The organism is Galbibacter sp. L-19, from assembly GCF_056857615.1.
Genome location: NZ_JBSXNL010000023.1, coordinates 1 through 23,301 on the forward strand (window position 1 = coordinate 1; position 23,301 = coordinate 23,301).

Annotated in this window: 20 protein-coding genes; 3 read left to right on the forward strand and 17 right to left on the reverse strand. The window is 33.0% G+C overall.

The window, feature by feature from the left end; genetic code table 11:
* Nucleotides 1-164: 164 nt before the first annotated feature.
* Together AC13CQ_RS01195 and AC13CQ_RS01200 are read right to left on the reverse strand one after the other, a co-directional pair.
* Nucleotides 165-2,423: a xanthine dehydrogenase family protein molybdopterin-binding subunit gene (locus AC13CQ_RS01195; RefSeq protein WP_008614935.1), complete on the reverse strand. Its 2,259-nt coding sequence runs from the start codon at nt 2,421-2,423 to the stop codon at nt 165-167.
* Nucleotides 2,424-2,645: 222 nt separating this feature from the next.
* Nucleotides 2,646-3,101 (reverse strand): (2Fe-2S)-binding protein, encoded by a 456-nt coding sequence (locus tag AC13CQ_RS01200; RefSeq protein WP_008614937.1) that lies wholly within the window; start codon nt 3,099-3,101, stop codon nt 2,646-2,648.
* A 326-nt stretch (nt 3,102-3,427) separates the two neighbouring features.
* On the opposite strand from AC13CQ_RS01200, the gene AC13CQ_RS01205 reads away from it, so the two are divergent.
* A complete protein-coding gene (locus tag AC13CQ_RS01205; RefSeq protein ID WP_008614939.1) occupies nt 3,428-4,432 on the forward strand; it encodes an NADP-dependent oxidoreductase in 1,005 nt (334 codons plus the stop codon).
* A 146-nt stretch (nt 4,433-4,578) separates the two neighbouring features.
* On the opposite strand, the gene AC13CQ_RS01210 is transcribed toward AC13CQ_RS01205, so the two are convergent.
* The 5 genes from AC13CQ_RS01210 to AC13CQ_RS01230 all read right to left on the reverse strand — a co-directional run bounded on the left by AC13CQ_RS01210 (nt 4,579) and on the right by AC13CQ_RS01230 (nt 10,966).
* Nucleotides 4,579-5,526, reverse strand: coding sequence for an EamA family transporter (locus tag AC13CQ_RS01210; RefSeq protein ID WP_008614944.1), 948 nt, complete (start codon nt 5,524-5,526; stop codon nt 4,579-4,581).
* 17 nt (nt 5,527-5,543) lie between these two features.
* A complete protein-coding gene (locus tag AC13CQ_RS01215; protein ID WP_040879776.1) occupies nt 5,544-6,905 on the reverse strand; it encodes a DEAD/DEAH box helicase in 1,362 nt (453 codons plus the stop codon).
* Between the two features lie 87 nt (nt 6,906-6,992).
* The gene (locus AC13CQ_RS01220) at nt 6,993-8,303 is read right to left on the reverse strand and encodes a DEAD/DEAH box helicase (protein ID WP_008614955.1); all 1,311 of its coding nucleotides are present in this window, start codon (nt 8,301-8,303) and stop codon (nt 6,993-6,995) included.
* Between the two features lie 117 nt (nt 8,304-8,420).
* Nucleotides 8,421-9,764 carry a DEAD/DEAH box helicase gene (locus tag AC13CQ_RS01225; RefSeq protein ID WP_008614956.1) on the reverse strand — a complete coding sequence of 448 codons (1,344 nt, stop codon included), beginning with the start codon at nt 9,762-9,764 and terminating at the stop codon, nt 8,421-8,423.
* Between the two features lie 203 nt (nt 9,765-9,967).
* Complete coding sequence (locus tag AC13CQ_RS01230) at nt 9,968-10,966, reverse strand: metal-dependent hydrolase (RefSeq protein WP_040880142.1); 999 nt, start codon at nt 10,964-10,966, stop codon at nt 9,968-9,970.
* A 329-nt stretch (nt 10,967-11,295) separates the two neighbouring features.
* On the opposite strand from AC13CQ_RS01230, the gene AC13CQ_RS01235 reads away from it, so the two are divergent.
* The gene (locus tag AC13CQ_RS01235) at nt 11,296-11,868 is read left to right on the forward strand and encodes a pseudouridine synthase (RefSeq protein ID WP_008614958.1); all 573 of its coding nucleotides are present in this window, start codon (nt 11,296-11,298) and stop codon (nt 11,866-11,868) included.
* Between the two features lie 525 nt (nt 11,869-12,393).
* Here the strand turns inward: AC13CQ_RS01235 and AC13CQ_RS01240 are convergent.
* Nucleotides 12,394-13,662 (reverse strand): MFS transporter, encoded by a 1,269-nt coding sequence (locus AC13CQ_RS01240; protein WP_008614960.1) that lies wholly within the window; start codon nt 13,660-13,662, stop codon nt 12,394-12,396.
* A gap of 470 nt (nt 13,663-14,132) precedes the next feature.
* On the opposite strand from AC13CQ_RS01240, the gene AC13CQ_RS01245 reads away from it, so the two are divergent.
* A complete protein-coding gene (locus tag AC13CQ_RS01245) occupies nt 14,133-14,966 on the forward strand; it encodes an OmpA/MotB family protein (protein ID WP_008614961.1) in 834 nt (277 codons plus the stop codon).
* Nucleotides 14,967-15,256: 290 nt separating this feature from the next.
* On the opposite strand, the gene AC13CQ_RS01250 is transcribed toward AC13CQ_RS01245, so the two are convergent.
* The 9 genes from AC13CQ_RS01250 to AC13CQ_RS01290 all read right to left on the reverse strand — a co-directional run bounded on the left by AC13CQ_RS01250 (nt 15,257) and on the right by AC13CQ_RS01290 (nt 22,913).
* Nucleotides 15,257-16,534, reverse strand: coding sequence for a PQQ-dependent sugar dehydrogenase (locus AC13CQ_RS01250; RefSeq protein WP_008614963.1), 1,278 nt, complete (start codon nt 16,532-16,534; stop codon nt 15,257-15,259).
* A gap of 199 nt (nt 16,535-16,733) precedes the next feature.
* Nucleotides 16,734-17,780 (reverse strand): ACR3 family arsenite efflux transporter, encoded by a 1,047-nt coding sequence (gene arsB, locus AC13CQ_RS01255; protein ID WP_008614965.1) that lies wholly within the window; start codon nt 17,778-17,780, stop codon nt 16,734-16,736.
* Nucleotides 17,780-18,391: an arsenate-mycothiol transferase ArsC gene (locus AC13CQ_RS01260; protein ID WP_008614967.1), complete on the reverse strand. Its 612-nt coding sequence runs from the start codon at nt 18,389-18,391 to the stop codon at nt 17,780-17,782. Before AC13CQ_RS01260 ends, arsB begins: the two co-directional genes overlap by 1 nt.
* 15 nt (nt 18,392-18,406) lie before the next feature.
* Nucleotides 18,407-18,877, reverse strand: a complete 471-nt coding sequence (locus AC13CQ_RS01265) for a DUF6428 family protein (RefSeq protein ID WP_008614968.1) — start codon at nt 18,875-18,877, stop codon at nt 18,407-18,409.
* An 87-nt stretch (nt 18,878-18,964) separates the two neighbouring features.
* On the reverse strand, nt 18,965-19,300 hold the full coding sequence (locus AC13CQ_RS01270; protein WP_008614970.1) for an ArsR/SmtB family transcription factor: 336 nt from the start codon (nt 19,298-19,300) through the stop codon (nt 18,965-18,967).
* A gap of 73 nt (nt 19,301-19,373) precedes the next feature.
* A complete protein-coding gene (locus AC13CQ_RS01275; protein WP_008614971.1) occupies nt 19,374-19,976 on the reverse strand; it encodes an LbetaH domain-containing protein in 603 nt (200 codons plus the stop codon).
* 1 nt (nt 19,977) lies between these two features.
* Entirely contained in the window at nt 19,978-20,436 is a 459-nt protein-coding gene (locus tag AC13CQ_RS01280; protein WP_008614972.1) for a universal stress protein, read from the reverse strand.
* Between the two features lie 168 nt (nt 20,437-20,604).
* Nucleotides 20,605-21,291, reverse strand: coding sequence for a hypothetical protein (locus AC13CQ_RS01285; RefSeq protein ID WP_157136693.1), 687 nt, complete (start codon nt 21,289-21,291; stop codon nt 20,605-20,607).
* 320 nt (nt 21,292-21,611) lie between these two features.
* Entirely contained in the window at nt 21,612-22,913 is a 1,302-nt protein-coding gene (locus AC13CQ_RS01290) for a carboxypeptidase-like regulatory domain-containing protein (RefSeq protein ID WP_008614974.1), read from the reverse strand.
* Nucleotides 22,914-23,301 lie beyond the last annotated feature (388 nt).

Sequence of the window (23,301 nt, forward strand, 5' to 3'; positions counted from 1 at the left end):
ATGATAATATTGGAAAAATAAGTCCAATAGCGTTTGAAAAACAGTTTTTGATGAAAAGTACTTTTCATCAAAAAACAATTACTATTTTTAACAATGAAATTAATATTTAAAAACGGTCAACTCTATTCAGGGAAGTTCATGCCTACTGCCTACTGCCTAGATGCCTAACTTACCACTTTCTTTTGTGTTATATAGGGTTGATTGTAATGACGTTGTCCAGTAGCTTTGTATAATGCATTAGCCAACGATCCCATAATTGGAGGGAAAGGAGGTTCTCCTAATCCAGTTGGATGTTCCTTATTTTGTACAAAATGAACTTCTATTTCTTTTGGAGCCTCTTTATGACGAATCATTCTATAACGATCAAAATTTGTCTGTATAGGTTTTCCATCTTTAAAAGTAAGTCCGCTATACATAGCATGCCCTATTCCATCTACAGTTCCACCTTCAACCATATTTGTAGCTGCAATTGGATTTACTACAATCCCACAATCTACAGCACAATACACCTTTTTAACTACAGGAGTTTCCTTTTCCATTACCATTTCTAAAACATTGGCAACATAAGAGTTATGACAAAAATATGCTGAAACCCCTCTATAGGTATTATTGGTACTTTCTGGCGACCAATTAGATTTTTCTCGTACTAATTCCAATACTCCAGCATAACGTTTAGCATCATAATCATTCTTTTCTCCTACCGGATTTGTGGTAGCACGTTCTAAAAGTTCCAATCGGAAATCAAACGGGTCTTTCCCCATTGCTTCGGCAACTTCATCTAAAAACGATTGTTCGGCACCTGCAATAAAGTTTGAGCGTGGCGCTCTAAAAGCTCCTACAGAAATATTAGAAGCTATTTCCCACGATTCTGCCAAGTAATTATCAATTGCTCCAGCAGGGAATCTATTAGCAAAAAGCGGACTCTCAGGGATTCCTCCTGCGCGAACATGAAATCCTATAATATTGTTATTTTCATCTAAAGCAGCTCTATATCTAGCGTGATAAGCTGGACGATAGTTCCCAAAAGTCATATCGTCTTCTCGGGTATATACTAATTTAATAGGAGATTTCATTTTTTGGGAGATGGCCGCAGCTTCCACAACAAAATGCCCATAAAGTCTTCTTCCAAAACCACCTCCTTGGCGTGTCATTTGTAAGTCTATTTTTTCTAATGGGAGTCCTATTCTAGCAGCAACAGATTTTTCCATAAATTCTGGAGTCTGAATAGGTCCGCTTAGTACTGCTTTATCTGCAGTAACATCCGCATAAAAATTCATGGGTTCCATAGTATTATGCGCTAAAAATGGTGCTGTATAACTACGTTCTATTATTTTAGCAGCCTTTTTAAAAGCTTTTTCAGGATCCCCATCTTTCCGTACTTCTTTTGCTAGTTTGGTAGAAAGCTCCTCCATTTTTTCCATATGAGACTCTGTATTCTCTGCTCCTGCAGGTACAGACTTAGAGAAAGTTCCATCTCCAGAAAAGTTGGCAAATACATCTTCATAACCTTCAAAAGGCTCCCAGCTAGTTTTTAATGCTTTTTTGGCATTCATAACTTCCCAAGTAGAATTTCCTACAACCACTACTAATTCAGGAAAAGCATCGGCATCAAACATACTTTTATTAAACCCATCTTCATAAGTTTTAATGCTGAAAACATCTTTTATTCCAGGCATTTTTTTAACTTCTGAAGCGTCAAAAGACTTTAATTTCATTCCAAATGCTGGCGGATGTACTATCATTGCAATTAACATCCCTTCTTTATACTGGTCGATTCCAAATAATGGTTTCCCTGTAACTATCTTTTCGCCATCTACGTTTCTGGTAGCAGTTCCTATAATACTAAATTCATCAAGTTCTTTAAGTGCTACTTCTTTAGGAACTTCCAGAGTAGCAGCTAGAGAGGCTACTTCTCCATAACCAAGAGATTGATCGCTCTTTTTATGATGAATAACTCCATTTTCTGTAGTAATTTCTTCTAAGGGAACTTCCCATTTTTGAGCGGCTGCCTGTTTTAGCATGTGTCTTGCTGTAGCTCCAGCCATTCTTAACCCATCCCATCCTTGGCGGATAGACTGACTCCCCCCTGCTAATTGGTTGGTGTATATTTTAGTGTTTAACGGCGCTTGTTCTACAATTACGTTATTCCAAGCAATGTCTAATTCTTCCGCAACAATCATAGGCATCGATGTTTTTACATTCTGACCTATTTCTGGGTTTGGAGACATAATAGTTGCCATTCCATTATCTCCTATTTTTAGAAATCCGTTAATTTCAAACCATTCTTTTGGTAAGTTAGCAATTTCCTCTGGAGAGGGTTTGCATGAGGCAAGCCAACTAAATCCAATGACCATTCCTCCTCCTGCTAATGCTGAAGTCTTTAAAAAAGACCTTCTTCCGTATGATGTTTTTATAAGTGACACGTGCTGTAGATTTTAAAGTTTAAACCCTCTTGGAGGGCTAACTCCCCGATGCTTACATCGAAATGAGTTAATATTTTTTATTTGAATCCCTCATTGAGGGTTTAATTCCCTAGAGCCTGTCTTGGGTTTACCATAGGGCTCTACGTCTAAATGGATTAAATTATTCTCCTTTGACTACCTCGTAAATTCTACCTGAGGTTGTTGCTTAGTTTTAAAACTAACTTAATTAGAAGCGGCTGTTTTAATTGCTGCTTTAATGCGAGTATAAGTGCCACAACGACAAATATTCCCATTCATAGCTTCGTCAATATCTTCATCTGTAGGATTGGGATTACTATTTAATAAGGAAGCAGCCGACATAATTTGTCCTGCTTGGCAATAACCACATTGCGGAACATCATGTTCAATCCATGCTTTTTGTACAGGGTGATCTCCTTTTTCCGATAAACCTTCTATGGTTGTTATCTTTTGTTCTCCAACTGCAGATACTGGTAATTGACAAGATCTTACTGCCACTCCTTCAATATGTATAGTGCATGCCCCACATTGAGCAATTCCGCAACCAAATTTTGTTCCTACAAATTGAAGATGGTCTCTTAAAACCCATAACATAGGTGTGGTTTCCTCCACATTTATAGTATGAGATTCTCCATTGATGTTAAGTTTGTAATCAGGCATAGGTTCTTTTTTTTGTTTTAGTCTGAATTCTGTAATTATAGCTAAACACAGAATTTGGTTTAAATTAATAAATTTTTAGTAATTATTACTAATGAAAATCAAACATTAACGCTTTCATAAAGCTATAAGGGACATTAATACTGTTATTTGATTAAAAGTGAATTAGTTATAAATAGTTTTATAGCTTATTTATTTAAATTCTAAACACTAAAAAGGAAGTGAATAAAGCTTTTAATTTAACAAAGAAATATACTTTAATATTTTTCAGATTATTGCGAAAAGAGTAAATTATTGCTGTTGTTTTTAAGATGAAAAAAATTAAAATTATGAGTAAAGTAATAGTATTAGATAAGCGCCCAGTAGGAACTCCAACCTTATCAGATTTTAAATTTAAAAATGAAGATATAGTAGATTTAAAGGATGGCGACCTACAAATAAAGTCAGAATATGTATCTGTAGACCCTTACTTAAGAGGAAGAATGAGCGACGCTAAGTCGTATGTCCCTCCTTTTGAATTAGGAAAACCAATTACGTCTGGAATAGTAGCTAAAGTTGTAGCTTCCAAAAATAAAGATTTCCAAGAAGGAGATTATATTTCTGGAATATTAGATTGGAAAGAAGAGCAGATAATTTCTTCAGAAAAGATAAAAGAAATTAGAAAAGTAGATGCTAACCAGGCACCATTATCTGCTTATTTAGGAATACTTGGAATGACAGGACTTACCGCATATTTAGGACTCACAGAAATTGGGAAACCTAAAGAAGGAGAAACCTTGTTGGTTTCTGGAGCTGCTGGTGCTGTAGGAAGTGTTGTAGGGCAGATAGGGAAAATATTAGGACTTCGTGTAGTTGGAATTGCGGGAAGCGATGAAAAGATCAACCTTTTAAAATCGGAGTTTGGTTATGATGAAGGGATTAATTACAACACCATTAAAGATATGAAGGCAGCCATTAAAGAAGCCTGTCCTAATGGTGTAGATATTTATTTTGATAATGTGGGTGGAGAAATATCCGACGCTGTATTATTTAGCATCAATAAATTTGCACGTATGATTATTTGTGGAGCTATTTCTGTTTATAACGAAACTTCTGTTCCGAAAGGTGTTAGTGTTCAGCCATTTTTAATTAAAAATAGTGCCTTAATGCAAGGATTTATTGTATCCAATTACCAAGATAAGTTTCCAGAAGCTGGGCAACAACTAGGACAATGGTTAGCAGAAAACAAACTCACTTATAAAGAAACTATTGTAGATGGATTTGATAATATCCCACAAGCCTTTTTAGATTTATTTGAAGGGAAAAACAAAGGGAAAATGATAGTAAAGATATAATTACTGGTCGCAGATATGATCTAAAACCCTGCTACCATATAAATTTTAGTCACGAATTCACAGATTTACTCAAAAAATAGTTGTGAATTCGTGGCAAACTAAAAATCTTAATACTTTATACTAACTACTTAATACTATTTATAAAATTACATTTCCTCTCTATACTTCTTCCCTATTTTACTAGAGAATCGAGAGAATATAAGAAGTGTTTTTTTAGTATTGATAAAATAAACCCCAGTAAGTAGTATTGCAGCCGCTATTATAGATTGTAGAGTAATATGTTCTTCTAAAAAGAACCATCCTAGAAATAAAGCTATAATTGGATTTACATAGGTTGATGTTGCTACTTTTTCTGGAGAGACTACCCTTAGTAAGTAATTAAAGGAAGTAAAAGCAACGATACTTCCAAGTAAAATTAATGCTAATAACGCCAATTGAGTATCTGTTTGCCAAGTGTTTGGAGCTGTCCACTGCTCTCCTAAAGTCAAACTTAACGTGAGTAGAAAAATCCCACCCATAAACATTTGGTAGGCAGAATTTACAAAAAAGTGCTTAGGTAATTTTGCTTTAGAAACAAAAATACTGGCATAGGCCCAACTAATCATACAAAGAAAGATAACCCCTATTCCTACTAAGCTGTTTTCTTTATTACTAACGGTATTTTGACTTACCAATAAGTAAATCCCTAAGATTCCTAAGCCTACGCCTATAAACGACATGAATTTTATTTTCTTACCCTCTAAAATTCGTAGTAAAAGTAATACAATCAAAGGCTGAGCAGACATTTCTAAGGCAGCAAAACCGCTATCTACATACTTTAAAGCCCATACTACAAAGCCATTTCCAATTGCTAAAAATAAGAAACCAGCAATGGAAGTATTTATAAACTGTTTTTTAGAAACTTTAATATCTAATCCTATGGATTTAGCAATAATAAATGCTATAATTCCTGCTGTTACAAAGCGTAATCCAGCCAACATAAATGGAGGAAGTTCAGTAACTGCAATTTTATTTAAGAAATAAGTAGAACCCCAAATTACATAAATAGCAATAAAGGCAAGTACAATAAGTACTTTATTAGAAGCTGCTTTCATTAATTATTTTTCTTCAATTATTTTTTCTTCTTTTTATTACGCTGATTGTAGTTTTTATCGCCTCTTGTTTTAGGTTTTTTATATTTCTGTTTTATAGTTCTTCTGTAAGAACCTCCTTGATTTGTTTTTTTATTTTTCTCCTTTTTTTCATGAAAACTAGCTCCAGGAGCATCTTCATCCAGACGTTTATGTGGATTATCAGGTTCTATAACTCTGGGTTGCTCTTCTGAAGTTAATTGTTTTGAAACTTCAACTTCCTCAGGGAAATCATGCTGAGGGATTTCCATTTTCATTAATTCCTCAATAGCCTCTTTATTTTCTTTTTCCTTTTCAGTAAAAAATAAAATAGCACTTCCCTTCTCCTCTGCTCTACCGGTTCTACCAATACGATGCATATAATTTTCTGGAAAAGCTGGCGTATCAAAATTAAAAACGTGAGATATTTTATCTAGATCCAAGCCACGAGCCATAACATCTGTAGTAACAAGTATTCTATGAACACCCTCTTCAAACTCCTCAATAGAGCGCAATCTATAATTTTGGGTCTTATTAGAGTGAATTACACAAACATCATCCTTAAAATTCTCGGTAAGTACGGTGTATAATAAGTCAGCACTTTTTTTATTGGAGACAAAAACCAATACTTTTTTGAAAACTTCCTTATCTTTTAAGATATGATGAAGCAAATTAATTTTGGTATAAAAGTTAGGAACACTATAGCAACTTTGGTCAATGTTTTCCAGCGGTGTACCACTAACAGCAACCGATACTTTTTCTGTTCCTCGGAAGAAATCCTGAATTAAAGTTTCTATTTCATCGGTCATAGTAGCCGAAAACATGATGTTTTGACGGCGCTCTGGTAATAATTCAAAAATATTATTTAATTGAAATCTAAAACCTAAATCCAGCATTACATCTACTTCATCAATAACTAGTTTTTTTACGGCTTTTAACTGTACAGCTCTACTAATTACCAAATCGTATAAACGTCCAGGAGTTGCTACAATGATATCGGTTCCTTGCGCTAAAGCTTCTTTTTGACGGTTTATATTTGTCCCTCCATAAACTCCTTCAACCCTAATATTCATGTATTTACTAAACTTAGCAATCTCTTCTACCACTTGTACCACAAGTTCTCTTGTTGGAACCATTACCAATACACGAGGATTTACTTGTTTAGAAAATTTTAATCCCTGAAGGATAGGGAGCATATATGCAAAAGTTTTTCCTGTTCCCGTTTGTGCTATTCCAATAACATCTTTTCCAGACATTACCACTGGAAATGCTTTTTCTTGGATTGGCGTAGGATTTTCAAAGCCTAAATCCTCTATTGCATACTGTAATTGGTTTGATATTTTAAATTCGTCAAAAGATTGCATATCTATACTTTTTTCCTTCCACAAAAGTAGTGGGATTTAATTTTAAAACTTATGGATCCTAAATAATTAAAACTATTATTAACAGAGTTATATAACAGTTACTCGTACCTTTTTCTTTTTCAACCTACTGTTATTCAAGGCTTCTACTAATTTTGTAGCTTCAGAAGCTGGTACGGCTACAAAGGTACAATCTTGCTTTAATTCAATAATACCTAATTGGTCTTTATTTAAATTACCTTGCTTAAAAAATAAGCCAGCTATATCTCCTTTTGAAATTTTATCTTTCCGTCCGCCAGATACAAATAATGTTTGCCAGTAATTAGGCTTGATGGGTGTTTTTTTAGAAATATCCGCATTTGAAGTCTTTTTAATAAAATCGGGGAAATTCTCTTTCTCTTCTTTTAAAACATAGGCTGTTCCTTTAGCATTTACCCGTGCAGTTCTACCATTTCTATGTGTAAACTCATTAGCATTAAAAGGAAGCTGATAATGGATAATATATTTTATCTCTGGAATATCAATCCCACGAGCTGCCAAATCGGTAGCTAATAACACATTAAAAGTTCCATTTCTAAATTTTATAAGGGAACGTTCTCTATCTTTTTGCTCCATTCCTCCATGAAAACAACCATGAGAAATATGATTCCTACTAAGAAAATTACTCACCTCTTGAATACTATCTTTTAAATTGCAAAAGATAATTCCAGGTTCATTTCCTTCGTGTTCTACAACATCTAATAGCGTTTTTAGCCTTTTTCCTGAAGGAGAAATTACAGTTTTTATAGCTAATTTTGAAGCTTCTTTATTTAGATAATTTATAACTGTAGAATTCTGAAACTTAACAAAATTAGGTATTTTAACTCCTTGTGTTGCAGAGGTTAAAATGCGTCTATCTAAATTATTAAGTTCAATTATGATTTCCTTCATTTCTTCTTCAAATCCTACTTCTAACGATTTATCAAATTCGTCTAAAACTAAAGTTTTAATATGTTCAGTAGAAAAGCGTTCTTGTACAAAATGATCGGACATTCTCCCTGGAGTTCCTATTAGAATAGCGGGAGTATGCTTTAATTCAATTTTATCTTTCGACATAGCGCGACCTCCATAAACTGCATTGACTTTGTAGCCAGTTCCCATATTTCTAATAACCTGCTCTATTTGAATAGCCAATTCTCTAGAAGGAACTAAAATAAGAGCTTGGACTTCTTCACAGGTAGGATCTAATCTCTCTAGTATAGGGAGTAAAAAAGCTAATGTTTTTCCTGTTCCTGTAGGAGAAAGAATAATTGTGTTGACTGAATTTTTTATTACTGAAAGAGCTTCTTCTTGCATATCGTTTAACTGATAAATATTCAGTTTCTCAAGAATCTCTTGTTGATCTTTTATAGTATTGGCCATTATTTATAACTTAAGCACTAATTTTTTTACTCGATAATCAAAATTTGAATACTCCAAAGCCTGTTCTGAGTTCACCAAAGGGCTTCTGTCTATTTTATACCTTTAATATCTAGTATACTAGCTTCGAGATGGTTTTCGTTTCTTTTCATTCACCTCTTTAGTAGGTGTAGCTTGTTGGTTTAAGTAATTTGCTAGTAACTTATCTACCAACTCTTCTTTTGTTAAATGATGAAATACGGTATGCACTTTCTCTCTAAATTCAGGAGATATTGTGTGGTTAGGCTTTGTTTTAAATATTTTTTTAGCCCATAAAAGGGTGTTATTCTCTTCAATACTTTTAGCGTCTGCTTTCTCAAACTTTTTAAAAGTAATCCCTAGTTCATTTTCAAATTCACTTAATTCGCTTACTTCCTCTTCTTGTAAAACAGTCAATGCGAGTCCGTTTGCTCCTGCTCTTGCAGTACGACCACTTCTATGTACATACGCTTCAAAAGTATCTGGAAGATGATAATTTATAACATAAGAAATATCTTTTACATCTATTCCACGTGCTGCCAAATCTGTAGCTACTAGAATATTAATATGTCCTTCTCTAAACTGCCCCATAATTCGATCTCTTATAGGCTGAGAAAGGCTCCCATGTAATGCCCCCGAAGAAAATTTATTAATAGCTAAGTTTTTAGCTAGCTTATTTACGGCAGCTTTAGTTTTACAGAAAATTATTCCCTGTTCTCCATTTTTACTGTTTAGAAAATGCATTAAAACTTCTAGCTTTTCAATAGGTTCTACCACTACGTATTTATGATCTATTCCTTGATGTCCGCTAGTTTCCATATCTACCGACACCTGAATTACATGTTTAGACATATAATTTTGAATCAGCTGTTTTATAGTTCCAGGCATTGTTGCTGTAAAAAGCATTGTCCTACGATTTTTAGGAAGCTCAGCTACAATTTCATCTAAACCTTCTTTTAGCGAAGTAACCATTTCGTCGGCTTCATCTAAAACTAAATAAGAAGCTTTTTTAATATCGATTGCTTTTCGCTTAATCAAATCTATCAAACGCCCAGGAGTTGCCACAACAATATGTGTGTCCTTTTTAAGTCGTTCTATTTGTGGTTTTATAGGAATCCCACCACAAATGGATGCAATAGAAACTGTAGGTAAATTAGTAGCAAAAGACTCTAAATTTGTATAAATCTGCTGTCCTAATTCTCTGGTTGGGGCTACAATAACTGCTTGAATATGAGATTTTTCAGTATCAATTAATTGCAGGATAGGTAAACCAAAAGCAGCAGTTTTTCCTGTTCCAGTTTTAGCTACTCCAACAAAATCATCCTTTTTAGTGAGGATTATAGGGATTGCTTTTTCTTGAATTTCTGTGGGAGTGTTTATTTCTAAATCGAATAAACTATGCTGAAGAGGCTCAATAACCCCTAATTTTGAGAACGGTGTGGACATGAATATAATTTCAGCAAAGATATTGTATCTATATTAAAAGAAATCATTTAATTATGGATATCTCACAAAGGCAGCATTTATAGGAAGAAAATTACTACAGCTTTACTCGATAATCGAAATTTGATAGAAAGTAAAAAATAAAGATGATAGTATAGAATTTAAATGATTGTTAGGAAGTATTGGTATTAAAATTGTTCAAAAAATTAATTTCCTTTTATTCTAGTCCAAAGCTCTTTCATTAATTTTTGAGCATCATCTCTTCCCTTTTTGGTTTCTGAGAATTGTAGTAATCCGTTATTATTGATTTGGATTTTATACTGAAAAACAAAATCTTCAGCTTCAGAATCTAAACTCATTAATCCGAAGCGTAAATCGTTGAAAAACAACTCATTTTCTCGGACAGAAATACTATACCATCCTTTAGAAATATGAATCATCCGCTGCATTTTATCATTTTCTTTAATAGCTTCAATAAGCTCATGATTTTTAGGGCGACTCTCAAAAGTAATTGGTTGTGAGTCGAATAAAGAATAAGTACCTAAGAGAAATGAGTCTTTTGTATTTACATTAGCATTCCATAAAACAGTATTCATAGGAGATGGTCTGGTGTCTATTTCGGAATATGCTATATGTTGTTCTTTCAAAGCGTTTTCAAATTTGGTGTAGGTTACCCACTTTAAAATTAAGGTCAGCATTAAATAGCTCGTACTCAATATTAGTCCCATTTTATTATAAAAACTCCGTTTTTTAGAACTTCGTTTCTTACACATTGTAAGTAGTAAAAATACAATAAAAGGAAGCGTATATAGTGGATCGATAACAAAGATAGATTTAAAAGCTACCCTATAATCCAAAGGCCAGAAGAGTTGGGTTCCCCATGTAGTAAAGGCGTCTAAAAGAGGGTGTGTTAAAAATCCCCAGAAAAATAAAAGAGTCCACCCTTTAAAATCTTTATAGGATTGATATTTAGAGACAAGCCATCCAAAAATAGGAGCAAAAATTATAGAAAACAAAATAGAATGTGTAAACCCGCGATGCATTTCTAGCGCAGTAACTGTATCCGTAAAGTTACTTGCCAATACATCTAAATCTGGAATAGTACCAGCAATAGCACCATATAACATAGCCTTATTGCCTATCTTTTTTCCGAGAACAGCTTCTCCAACAGCGGCTCCTAATACTATTTGTGTAAGTGAATCCATATTTTTTACAAACATAGGTTATCTTATAAAATAGTTTTATTATTTCATACAAATAAATTCAATCAGACCAATTAATTTTCAATAATTTATAGAATTAAAAAGTAGCATTTGCACAAAGATATAAGACCGCTTTGCTATAAGAATAAAGAGTAATTACCATAAAATTTTTAGTTTATAGAGAAACCTCTTTAAATTTATTGTAGAGGTTTTCTTATGAAAATTCACAAATTCTTTAATTTATTAAGTGAATCTCTATCTTCGCAAAAGTATTTACATCAAAATGAATTCTTGAGGAATTAAACCCTCTATGAAGGATTAAAGAATTAGGAATGACTACCAAGCATCTACATTTTAAATTATATAAACCTTATGGAATTATTAGTCAAATGGCTAGTAATGATCTCCGTCAGGCTCGAAAAAAACGATTTTTAAAAGAACTTTATAATTTCCCTGATGGGATAATGCCTATTGGGAGACTTGATGAAAAATCTGAAGGACTTTTACTCATGACTACTGATGGGAAATTGAGTGACACTATTAACCGAAGTGGAATAGAAAAAGAATATTATGCTTTGGTTGATGGAGATATAACGGAAGAGGCTATAACACAATTACAAAACGGACTAAAAATAGGTTTGCATGGCGAAAAATATAAAACGCAGCCATGTAGAGCCAAAAAAATAGCTACTCCAAAGCTTCCTGAACGTAAAAAGAAGATTAGAGATGCACGGCACGGTCCCACAAGCTGGGTAAGTATTATCCTAACAGAAGGTAAATTTCATCAAGTTCGTAAAATGACATCTGCAGTAGGCTTTCCTACATTGCGATTAGTTAGAGTTCGTATTGGAGATATTTCTTTAGGTAATATAGAGCCTGGAGAGGTAAGAGAAATAAAAATGTAAACGTTTTAAGTTTCTATTTCTTTTTTTATGCTCTAAAGCTAGTGAAATGGTGACGTTTGATTTAATAAGGGAAATTTCTTTTGCTACTCCTTTTTTACTAGCGTAAATGATGCACTCCCCCGCTAGCGCGAGCGTCACACTCGTGCTCATTAAAACCCGCTGCCGCACGAATCCTTTCGTGCGGTAGTTGTCTTTTATCCATAATGCTTAAATTTTGTAAAAGTTTCTACTTATATTTTATTACCATTATTACTATCCCTGTGGAACGCAATACAATCGCGCACCAGCGGGGGTTTGACCTGGGTACTATTTAACACCTTGTTCCACTCCGCATTTACTATCCCCTTGAGGGGATTATAGGGGTGTTTGTTTCATTGTTTTTACTTCTTACTCATAATTGGCGCAAGCTTAGCTCTTACGCTAACTGGGCTTCCCCGCTGCCGCACGAATCCTTTCGTGTGGTAATATTCTCTTAGCCATAATATTAAAATTTAATTTTTTGGTCAATATTGAATATACCCTTACTTACTCCTCCTTTTCATGCTCTTCAATATCTTTTCTAAGATCTAGTTTTCTAAAAGCAGGAGAAACAATTCCTGTAGTTACAACTGTTATTAATGTCATTGTACCGCCAAAAACTACAGCGGTAACTGTTCCCATTAATCGTGCTGTTAGTCCGCTTTCAAAAGCCCCTAACTCGTTAGACGATCCTACAAACATAGAATTAACCGATGCTACTCTACCACGCATATGGTCTGGAGTACGCAGTTGTAAAATGGTTTGTCTAATAATCATTGAGATCCCATCGAAAACTCCACTTAAGAAAAGTGCTAATACAGATACCCAAAACCATGTTGAGAGTCCGAAAACAATAATACACACACCAAATCCAAAGATAGCTCCAAGAAGTTTCATTCCAGCACTTTTATTAAGCGGGAAATAAGCAGATGTAAACATTGTTATTAATGCTCCTACAGCTGGGGCGGCTCTTAAAACTCCAAAACCTTGAGAACCTACATGTAAAATATCTTGTGCAAAAACAGGTAATAGCGCTACAGCCCCACCAAAAAGTACAGCAATCATATCTAAAGTTATAGCCCCTAGAATTACTTTAGTACTAAATACAAACCGAACTCCTTCTCGCAAGCTTTTAAATACATTTTCTCCTATTTTAGGATTTAAAATTGGCTTTTTAGGGATCTGAAGTAGGTTAACAAATGCTATTAAAGAAAAACCAAAAATTAGACACATAGACCAATGTACGCCAATCCAATTAATACTAAATCCAGCTAATGCTGGCCCTAGAACAGCTCCCATTTGCCAAACAGAACTACTCCATGTTGCTGCATTTGGATATACCTTTTTGGGTACAATTAAAGAAAATAAAGAAAAAATGGTAGGCCCTAAAAAAGCACGTACAAAACCACCTAGAAAAACTAAAAAGTAAATACAATACAAAACAATATCAGTAGGCCATTCTCCAATAATTTTAGGCCACGTTAATAAAAAGAGTCCGAAACTAATTACAGAAAATCCTAAAATACACTTTAACAACAAGCCTCTTTTTTCCTTTTGATCTACTACATGTCCTGCAAAAAGTGCTAAGGAAACCGCAGGAATAACCTCCATTAGTCCGATAATTCCTAAAGATAACGGGTCTTTTGTAATACTATATACCTCCCACTCTATTACTACAAATTGCATTGACCATGCAAAAACCATTGCAAAACGGACAATCAAAAATATGTTGAATTCTTTGTAACGCAGTGCTGCGTAGGGATCATTCTTTGCCAAAATATTGATAATTTGAAGTTGTTCTTTTTCTATTTAATCCCTCATTGAGGGTTTTATTCCTCAGAGCCTGTCCTGAGTTTATCGAAGGGCTCTGCATCGAAATGGATTTAATTTGTATTCCTTTGAATACCTCGTAGGCTTGCCTCGAGGTAGTTGATTTTCAGATAAAAAAATCAAAGGTACTATAATATTGAAATTTATTTGCTGTTTTTTTGTAAGATAAATACTGAAGTTTAACCTCTTGAAAACCACGACTTCATCATTTATATTCTTCGATAAAATGAATGTTTTAAACGATAAAACGTTTCATTTTAACATTTTTAAATAATCTATTTTAGAAAGATCTCCGTAGATATTACAGAATGAATTAAAAAATTGATGCTGAAACATCCTTCAAAAAGTAAATTTCAAGATGTAGTTACTTGGGTGTTTTAACTAAGACTTTTAAAAATAATTAAAACTATTAACAGATGAAAAAAACAGCAATAACATTATTTACAATTGCAATATTAACTTCTTGTGTATCGAAGAAGAAATATGTGGAATTAGAGAATGAAAAAGGAGAACTTCAAAGTCAGCTACAAAAAACACAAGTTGAAAAAGAAGAATTGGAAACAAAATTCTCTGCTATTCAAAATCGTGTTGATGAGTACAATAGTAAAATTAATAGTTTAACAGAAGAGAACGATAGTAAATTGGTTACTGTTGGCGATGTAGCAGTTATTTCTGAAGAAACTAAAAGAGGAATGCGTAAAACACTACAAAATGTAGACCCTTCTCAACTTAGTGAGGCTAAGACTTTAAAAGATTCAATGAATTTAGCTGTCTCTTACAATCTACAAAAATCAATGAATAACAGCAGTTTGAATGAAGATGATGATATTGCTATTGATATTGATGAGACTGTAGTAATGATTTCTATTTCTGATAAATTACTATTCAATACAGCTAGTTACAGAGTAAGTAATAAGGCAAACGATATTTTACAAAAACTTGCAGACGTTATAAACTCTGAGCCAAGTATTGAGGTAATGGTAGAAGGACATACAGATGCCAGAAGTATTCATACAGAGAAAGTGCAAGACAACTGGGATTTAAGTGTTTTAAGAGCTACATCTGTTGTTAGAAAACTTCAAAACGATTACGAAGTAAGTCCAGAAAAATTAATAGCTTCTGGAAGAAGTAGTTTCCAACCGCTAGTAGATAATGAAACTAAAGAAAATAGAGCCAAAAATAGAAGAACTAGAATTGTGATTTTACCAAACATCAACAAATTCTTTGCTTTAATGGCTTCAAATGAATAAACAATAATAGATTAACACACACTTTAAGCTGAAAGGACGTCTTACTTTATTAGTAAGGCGTTTTTTTAGTTACTAATAATCGAGATTTACATGCTTCAGGACTTACCAGAAGGAGTTTAATTTTGACAAAATTATTTGCCTGTTTTTGATCTTGTAAGCTTAATGATAAAAGGTGTAAACCAATCCCATGTACTAATAAATTGATGTATTATTAAGAGTCTGATATAAAAAAATAGCTTCCTAAATTATGAGTATTATAACTTAGGAAGCTACTAAAAGTTTATATTTTATTAATTAGCTGCAGTTACTTTCCAAATAATCCCAGCATCGTCATCGTTAACCAATAAAGAACCTTTTGGGGTTACAGTTACGTCTACCGGACGTCCATAAACCTCTCCAGCTTCATCATTTGCAATAAATCCGGTTAAGAAATCTTGAGGTTGTTGTGGCTTGCCATCACTAAAAGGAACAAATACAACTTTATATCCTGCAAAATTTGCTCTATTCCAAGAACCATGTTGTCCTACAAAAGCTCCATTTTTATAGTTATTAGGAAATTGATCGGCTGTATAAAATGTTAAACCTAATGAAGCAGTATGACTTCCAACAGGAACATCAGGAATAATAGTTTTTTCCACCATATCTTGGTGTGGGTCTTCCTCCCAACGCGGATCGTTAATAGCTCCATAATAACTAAATGGCCAGCCGTAGAAACCACCTTTTTTAACGCTAGTAATGTAATCTGGTACTAAATTATCTCCTAGTCCATCACGCTCATTAACAGCTGTCCATAACTCTCCAGTTACAGGATTTATATCCATTCCTACAGGGTTTCTAATTCCGCTAGCATATATTTCCTCTCCAGAGCCGTCAGGGTTTACTTCCAGGATAGAAGCGCGTCTTTGTTCTTCTTCCATTCCATGTTCTCCTACATTACTTGCAGAACCTACAGAAATATAAATTTTGCTACCATCTTTACTACTAATAATATTTCTAGTCCAATGATTATTGTATCCGCCAGCAGGAAGATCTACAATTTTTTCTCCTTCAGATGTAATTTTATTAGCTCCTTTTTTGTACGGATATCTATACAATCCATCGGTATTTGCTACATAGAAATAATTATTCAAAACCAACATTCCTAAGTTTTGGTGTAACCCTTCAAGATAAATATGCTGCTCGTCTACTTTTTCATCTCCATTAGTATCTCTAAGTAGTGTAATTCTGTTTGCACTGTCTTTACTTGTATTAGCTTCTGCAACAAAAGCATCTCCATTAGGAGCAATATACGTCCAACGAGGATGTTTTAAATCTTCAGCAAAGCGAGTTACCTTAAAACCTGCAGGAGCTGTAGGAGTTTTCTCTTTTGGCCAATCTATTACTGTACTAGGTCTAGAAACAGACCTAGTAAAAAATGGTGCAGGTAATTCAATTTCACCAATGGCTGTTTGAACAGATGGTGTACTATCTTTTATAACTTCATTTGTATCTTCTGAAGTATTTTTACTTTGATTTTTACAACTAGCTATTACCAAGGGAATGGCTAGAAGGTAGATTAATTTTTTCATTTTTTTTATTTGATTTAGTTGTACTGTTCTAATTTACATTTTATTCTAGATGAAGAAAAAACTTACCCAATATTAGCATTAATTTAACAACCCATATAATAAAATTCCCCCGAGGTATATATCTCGGGGGAATAATTTTATAGTTATCATTCCTGGCTATTCTATACTAGAATAGAGTGAATCATTTTTATATCTGAAGCTAAGTAAGCGATGGATAATATTTTTTTCGAAGCCAAAAAGCAACTCTTACTAATAATATAAGTGCTGGAACTTCCACTAATGGTCCGATAACCCCAGTAAATGCTTGTCCGGAATTTAGCCCAAATACTGCAATAGCTACAGCAATGGCAAGCTCAAAGTTATTTCCTGCGGCAGTAAAAGCAATAGCTACATTCTCATCATATGGAGTTCCTTTTGCTTTACTAACAAAAAAACCAATAAAAAACATTACAGTAAAATAAATGAGTAATGGAATGGCTATTAATACAACATCAAATGGAATTTGAACAATAAGTTCTCCTTTTAATGAAAACATAACCAGAATGGTAAATAGCAAGGCTATGAGTGTTATTGGAGAAATATAAGGAATGAATTTTTTTGTATACCATTCCTCTCCTTTAATTTTAACTAAAATTAGCCTACTTAAAAAGCCTAAAACAAAAGGGATTCCTAGATAAATAGCTACACTTTCTGCAATTGTTGCTATTGAAATATCTACGATTGCTCCTTCAAATCCGAAAAGAGGTGGTAATTTGGTAATAAATAGCCATGCATAAAAACTATAGCCAAAAACCTGAAAAATACTATTTAAGGCTACCAATCCTGCGCCGTATTCGCTACTCCCTTCAGCTAAATCGTTCCATACTAAAACCATAGCTATACACCTAGCAAGACCAATTAAAATTAGACCTACCATGTATTCTGGATAGTCATGAAGAAAAATGATAGCTAGAAAAAACATTAAAAAGGGGCCTATTATCCAATTTAAAACCAAGGAAATAGATAATACTTTTACGTTTTTAAAAACTTTTGGCAATAAGGCATAATTAACCTTAGCCAAAGGAGGATACATCATTAATATGAGTCCGATTGCAATAGGGATATTTGTAGTACCACTATTAAAAGAGTTTATAATATTTGAAATGTTTGGATATACATAACCTATAAAAACTCCTATTGCCATGGCTACAAAAATCCACAGCGTTAAATTTTTATCGAGAAAACTTAATTTTTTAGACTGCTTCATTAGTTACTGACTTTTGAAAATACATAATACATTTCTGTAGCTATTTGTAAGCTTCTTTCCTGATATTTTGCTGCTTGTTCTGGAGTTCCATCAAATAATTTTGGATCTTCATAAGTAATAGGGATTCTTTTTTCTGCTCCTGCTATAAACGGACAGCCTCCATCTGCCTGAGAACAAGTCATTATAGCTGCAAACCCTGATTCAGGATTAAAATCATCATCATACTTTTTAGAAAAAGCAATTACAGGATGTTCATTTTCGGCATATTTAATACTATATACTGGGTTATCCCCTTCTGAAATATTTTTTACTAGAAACCCACTCTGCTTCAAAGTTTCACCAACCATAGGAAACATAGCTGTACTTTCTGTTCCTCCAGAGTAACAAAATACATTTTCTATTCCAAAATAATGAGCCATAGTTTGTGCCCAAATTTGCGATAAGTGACTTCTTCTTGAGTTGTGGGTGCAGATAAAATTTATAGTAACAGCTTCCTTTTTCGCGACTTTATTGTTGATAAATTCGATTAAAGATGTTAACAATTCCTTACGTTCTTCGGATAAGGATTCAATATTTAGAGTACTTATATTATTATTTATTGTAGGATACATATTTAATAATTTAGGTTAACAGCAACCACTTCCTGGGGTGCATGAATTAGATGAGCTTATGGGGATTTCTGATAATTTTACGTTCTTTTTTTCTGGAATTCCGCAAGCATCTTTTGCAAGACAGTCTGTTTGTTTAGTAGTTAACATAAAGATTCCATTTGCAATGTCTAAACCATATTTACTGATGGTTTCGCCTTGGTATTCAACTTCTATTTCGTTGTCTTCTAGATTTAATTTTTCCTCTGATAGCTCTATAATGTGAATTAATTTTTCTGGATGTAATCGATGGTCGTAATCATTTTCTTCCCAAAGTTGAAAATTAATTACTTTTTCTTCTCTTAACGTTCCTCCGCAATCAATGAATTTTTTACTGATAGCGCCTACTTCCGTAACATGGAAATGATTTGGAACAAGACTTCCATTTGGTAATTGAAATGCTATTTTTTCTTTCCCTTTTAAGTGTTTTTTAAAATCTGATAATTTCATTTTATAAAATTTTATATTTTAAACATTGCTTTATTGCTATATTACGATTAACTAAACTAAATAAGTTCATAAATTTATAATGACAAGCTAACAACAATCGCCTGTAGAAATATTAGGAGATTGATTAATAAAAAGATTCAAAATATGAGCCATTTCATCCCAATTCGTTTGGTTGATGCAATAGCAAACACTAGTTCCTTCAATAGTTCCTTTTATAATTCCTATATTTTTTAATTCTTTTAAGTGTTGAGAGATTGTTGGTTGTGCAAGCCCGATTTCTCCAACCAAATCTCCACAAACACAGGCATTTGTTTTAAATAAATATTGTAAAATAGCTACTCTAGCGGGATGCCCTAGCACTTTTGCTATACTAGCAATTTTATTTTGTTCTTCTGAAAAAATTTCAGCCTTTGTTAGTCCCATGTCAATTTGTTTATTGCAATATTACAATTAATAGATTTAAAGTATATTAAATAAATGTGAAGTTTTATAAAATTTATGGAATCTGAGCAATTAGTTCTAGCCGTTTTACTATAAAATGAGGTGGTAAAATAGTGCCTGGAGAAAGTACCGCATTAGCTCCCACTCTACTGCTATCTCCCACAATAGAACCAAATTTGGTAACTCCTGTATCTATATGTTCATTGTTATGAAGCACCCAAATTTGTTTATCAGTTCTTTCATTATAATGATTTGCAGCTATTGATCCCGCTTCAAAATTTACATTAGAACCAATAATACTATTTCCGATGTAATTTAAATGAGCAATTGCAGAATGAGATCCTATAAAACTACTTTTAATTTCACAATTGGCGCCAATATGAGTATTTTCAGCAATAAAAAAACCTTCTCTTAAATAGGAATTAGCTCCCACAAAAGCATTCTTACAAATAATACCTGGAGATTTTAGTACCGCCCCCTTTTCAATAACAGCAGATTTATGAATAGCAATATGATTTTCTATTATAAAATCATCATTTAAGGATTTTTGAAAATCTAAAACGAGTTGCTTTATATTAGAAGTAAATTCCCATGGTCTTTTCTCTTCTTCAGTAAAAAAAGGAAATTCAGTTATAAAATTTTTAATACGTAATTCCAAACTAATCTTTCTTAATAGGAACCATAAAAACAGGAACTTTTGTATGTTCCAAAACAGAAGAAGCAACTGTTCCAATTAATAATTTTTCTAGTGCACTATGACTGTGAGTTCCCATAACAATTAAGGAAGCCTTCCATTCTTCAGCATAATTTAGCACCTCGTCGGCAGTATCACCTTCTGCTATATGAGATTTTACCATTGGATCCTTTAAATTTTCGGTTGCAGTTTTAAGGAAATCCTTGGCTATCTTTTTCATTTCATCTTGGATTGATGGGTCGTATGTTACATTCATGGCATCGTATCCCATAAAACTAGGATATTGAATCCCGTAATATTGGAGATTGCTAATAACATGAATTAAACAAACTTCTGCATCCAAGGTTTTAGCAAGCTCATACCCTTTTTTAACAACCTCCTCTGAGGTTGGATTGTAATCTATGGCTATTAGTACTTTATTCATAGTTTATAAGAATTCAATGATATACTTATAAAGGTATGAAATTGTTAAAAAAATTTACGTTAAGTTTTTCTGAAATAATTTATATGGATGTAAGTTATAGGTTTGCTAATAACATATTTAGAAGCTAGATTCTTTAAATATTAATTATATAAGCTATAAAAGGAAGCTCTATTCTTCTTTTATAATTAAAAGAGAAGCTTTTACGCCAGTAGCTAAATTCCAAATATTTGAAGATATTTCGACTCCTTTATCATCAAAAACAGCAAATTGAGCAGTATTTGGCCCTGAAGAACCTTGATTTAACGCTTTAAATTCTATTTTATTAAATCCTTTTTCAAGGTCAATATAAATTCCTTTAAAACTCGATTCTAAGTATATATTTGGTGCTACTACTTTATCATTTACAATAACACTTACACGGTCTCCATCCACATATTGATGATCTCTACAAAGTATTTTAATTGATTTGGCATTGCTTTTAAAGTCGCCAAAATACTGTGTTGTTGTAGCGCCCATTTTTCCGTCATCTCCACTCCCGTTAAATTTTTTGTTCAGCTTTTTTTCAAACCGGTCTCCTGGATCTAAAAAAGCTTCTTGACTCCCCATCATATCTACTTCTTTATTTGCTATGTCGGTAGCAGATGGTTTTTTGGGAGTTTTAGGAACATACTTTTTAGGGACTTCTACATCTGGTGTAGCCTTTATATTTAAATTGGTAGCTTCATTTGAATTCTCTTTTGGAAGCTGTGTTGCATTCAGTCCTTCTAATTTAATAGGGGTGTTTGTAGATTCAACTTGCGCATAGGAAGTATACCCAAGAAAAACCATACATATAGAGACAAATAAAAACTTCATTTTATAATTCAAATTCATAACCGCGATAAATATAAAAAATATCTAACTTTTGGAGTAAAAATAATATCCAATTCTGTGCCAAACGCTTAAATTTTGTTAACTTTTTTAATCGTAGTTATTTTAATACTGAATTAGAGGTTTAATTTATTATACACTACCCTTATTTCTCGAGAGTATACAATCAACTATCTCGAGGCAAGCCTACGAGGTATTCAAAGGAAAATAATTTAATCCATTTCGACGTAGAGCCCTTCGATAAACTCAGGACAGGCTCTGGGGAATAAAACCCTCAATAAGGGATTTAAATTATTTTGATTTAATTAGCTTTTGTTTCTATCTATTTGTCGCTGAATTTTATTAATTGCAGACTCTATAGATTTTTCGGGTTCTATAACATTATAAGCTCCCCAAAATTCTGGATCTGAAAACCCAGAAGCTTCATCTACAATAATGATTGAAGGTTTCATTCGGTCTTTGTTTTTAACAGTTCTTTCTCCCTCATTTTCTTGCCAATCAGTAATAGCCATTTCACTTTTCACATGATATTTAGAGTTAAACCACTTCCCTTTTTTATTAACAACAAATGTAAGTTGTACGTTTGCGTAGCCATAGTACCACTTTCCATTTTTTATTCTATAATCTACTCTGTAAGAAGCTTCTGTAGGATATACATCAGTTCTACTTGGTTTTCTTCTAACTAATAATTCACTAACTTTCTCTCGGTCTTCAACATTTAAGTTGAAAATAGCACTTACCAAAGCATGATTTTCAGCATCTATAAATAATTTGCCATAAAACAGAGGGTCTATAACATTTTCCTTTTGTTTAAAATTAACTACATAAACAGATTTACTATTTATAGTTGTAGAAGCATCAAATTTAAAGTCGTAATGTTTTATAAGTTCCTGTGTAAAAATATATTCTGGATACTTCATAACATCCACATACAAGGGAGTAAACGGCCCTCCTTGCAATTTTAATGCTACTGTATCCAAACGAGAATAATTAGTGTGCTTTCTAGATTTAAATAAATCTACAATATCTCTTTTACCATTGGAATTAGGTTGTTTGTAGATGTAAGCAACAGCTTCAGATAAAGAAGCGTCTCTATTTCGTTTCTTAATTGTTTCTCTATAAAAAGCTGTCATTTTAACTGGAGAAGTCAAATAGTTAACCCCACTTTTATTCAACATACTTCTAACCAAACTTAGCGCATCTTTTGGAGCGCTTAAATCTACTTGGGAAAGCGTTATCGAGACAGGATATAATGAGATTTCATTGTCTTCAACACTGAGCGTATTTATAGGAATTATTTTTTTTTGATATCCTAAAAAAGATACGGTTAGATTCTTATCGAGCATGGATATTGGAACTTTTAAAATAAAGCCGCCTTCCGCATTTGTAATCGTACTTATGTTGGTGTTTTCTATAGCTATGGTAGCAAATACAAGTTCATCATTAGTTGTGGCATCAAAAATAGTTCCTTTAAACTCTTGAAAGTTAATGGTGTCTTGTACGCTTACTATAAAATCTGATTCAAAAGCTTTTACGGAAGGAACATTGCAAAAGATTAACAATGCTATTAGAAATAAAAAAGACGATTTAACTGACACAGCTTTCATGACTTAAAAATTAAATTAAACTTACAAAAGATACAAAAAACTAAATGAGAAAGCTATAAATTAATTATAGGAAAAGCGATACAAAAAAAATCTCCCTATGTTTAGGGAGATTGTAAGTAGGTTTTCAGGTAAGACTTGAGGCAAGTCTTTTTAAGTTTTAGTAATTATTGCTTTAGGGCGCACAATAACTTTTAAACTATACAATAAATTTAAGTCAGATTCGTTTGATATAAAATATTTTGTTGTCAAGTATAATACTCCCCAAATTTAGGACAGGAAATTAAGTTGTAATTTTAACCCTGTCAATATGAAAACATCAAGAAGAAAATTCAGCGCATCCTTTAAGGCCAAAGTAGCCATTGAAGCGATAAAAGAGCAGACAAGTATA

What these genes read in the sequence shown, in the direction of transcription:
- AC13CQ_RS01200 (WP_008614937.1), bottom strand. Translation starts at nt 3,101, where the DNA reads ATGCCTGATTACAAACTTAACATCAATGGAGAATCTCATACTATAAAT.
- AC13CQ_RS01205 (WP_008614939.1), top strand. Translation starts at nt 3,428, where the DNA reads ATGAGTAAAGTAATAGTATTAGATAAGCGCCCAGTAGGAACTCCAACC.
- AC13CQ_RS01210 (WP_008614944.1), bottom strand. Translation starts at nt 5,526, where the DNA reads ATGAAAGCAGCTTCTAATAAAGTACTTATTGTACTTGCCTTTATTGCT.
- AC13CQ_RS01215 (WP_040879776.1), bottom strand. Translation starts at nt 6,905, where the DNA reads ATGCAATCTTTTGACGAATTTAAAATATCAAACCAATTACAGTATGCA.
- AC13CQ_RS01220 (WP_008614955.1), bottom strand. Translation starts at nt 8,303, where the DNA reads ATGGCCAATACTATAAAAGATCAACAAGAGATTCTTGAGAAACTGAAT.
- AC13CQ_RS01225 (WP_008614956.1), bottom strand. Translation starts at nt 9,764, where the DNA reads ATGTCCACACCGTTCTCAAAATTAGGGGTTATTGAGCCTCTTCAGCAT.
- AC13CQ_RS01230 (WP_040880142.1), bottom strand. Translation starts at nt 10,966, where the DNA reads ATGGATTCACTTACACAAATAGTATTAGGAGCCGCTGTTGGAGAAGCT.
- AC13CQ_RS01235 (WP_008614958.1), top strand. Translation starts at nt 11,296, where the DNA reads ATGACTACCAAGCATCTACATTTTAAATTATATAAACCTTATGGAATT.
- AC13CQ_RS01245 (WP_008614961.1), top strand. Translation starts at nt 14,133, where the DNA reads ATGAAAAAAACAGCAATAACATTATTTACAATTGCAATATTAACTTCT.
- AC13CQ_RS01250 (WP_008614963.1), bottom strand. Translation starts at nt 16,534, where the DNA reads ATGAAAAAATTAATCTACCTTCTAGCCATTCCCTTGGTAATAGCTAGT.
- arsB (WP_008614965.1), bottom strand. Translation starts at nt 17,780, where the DNA reads ATGAAGCAGTCTAAAAAATTAAGTTTTCTCGATAAAAATTTAACGCTG.
- AC13CQ_RS01260 (WP_008614967.1), bottom strand. Translation starts at nt 18,391, where the DNA reads ATGTATCCTACAATAAATAATAATATAAGTACTCTAAATATTGAATCC.
- AC13CQ_RS01265 (WP_008614968.1), bottom strand. Translation starts at nt 18,877, where the DNA reads ATGAAATTATCAGATTTTAAAAAACACTTAAAAGGGAAAGAAAAAATA.
- AC13CQ_RS01270 (WP_008614970.1), bottom strand. Translation starts at nt 19,300, where the DNA reads ATGGGACTAACAAAGGCTGAAATTTTTTCAGAAGAACAAAATAAAATT.
- AC13CQ_RS01280 (WP_008614972.1), bottom strand. Translation starts at nt 20,436, where the DNA reads ATGAATAAAGTACTAATAGCCATAGATTACAATCCAACCTCAGAGGAG.
- AC13CQ_RS01285 (WP_157136693.1), bottom strand. Translation starts at nt 21,291, where the DNA reads ATGAAGTTTTTATTTGTCTCTATATGTATGGTTTTTCTTGGGTATACT.
- AC13CQ_RS01290 (WP_008614974.1), bottom strand. Translation starts at nt 22,913, where the DNA reads ATGAAAGCTGTGTCAGTTAAATCGTCTTTTTTATTTCTAATAGCATTG.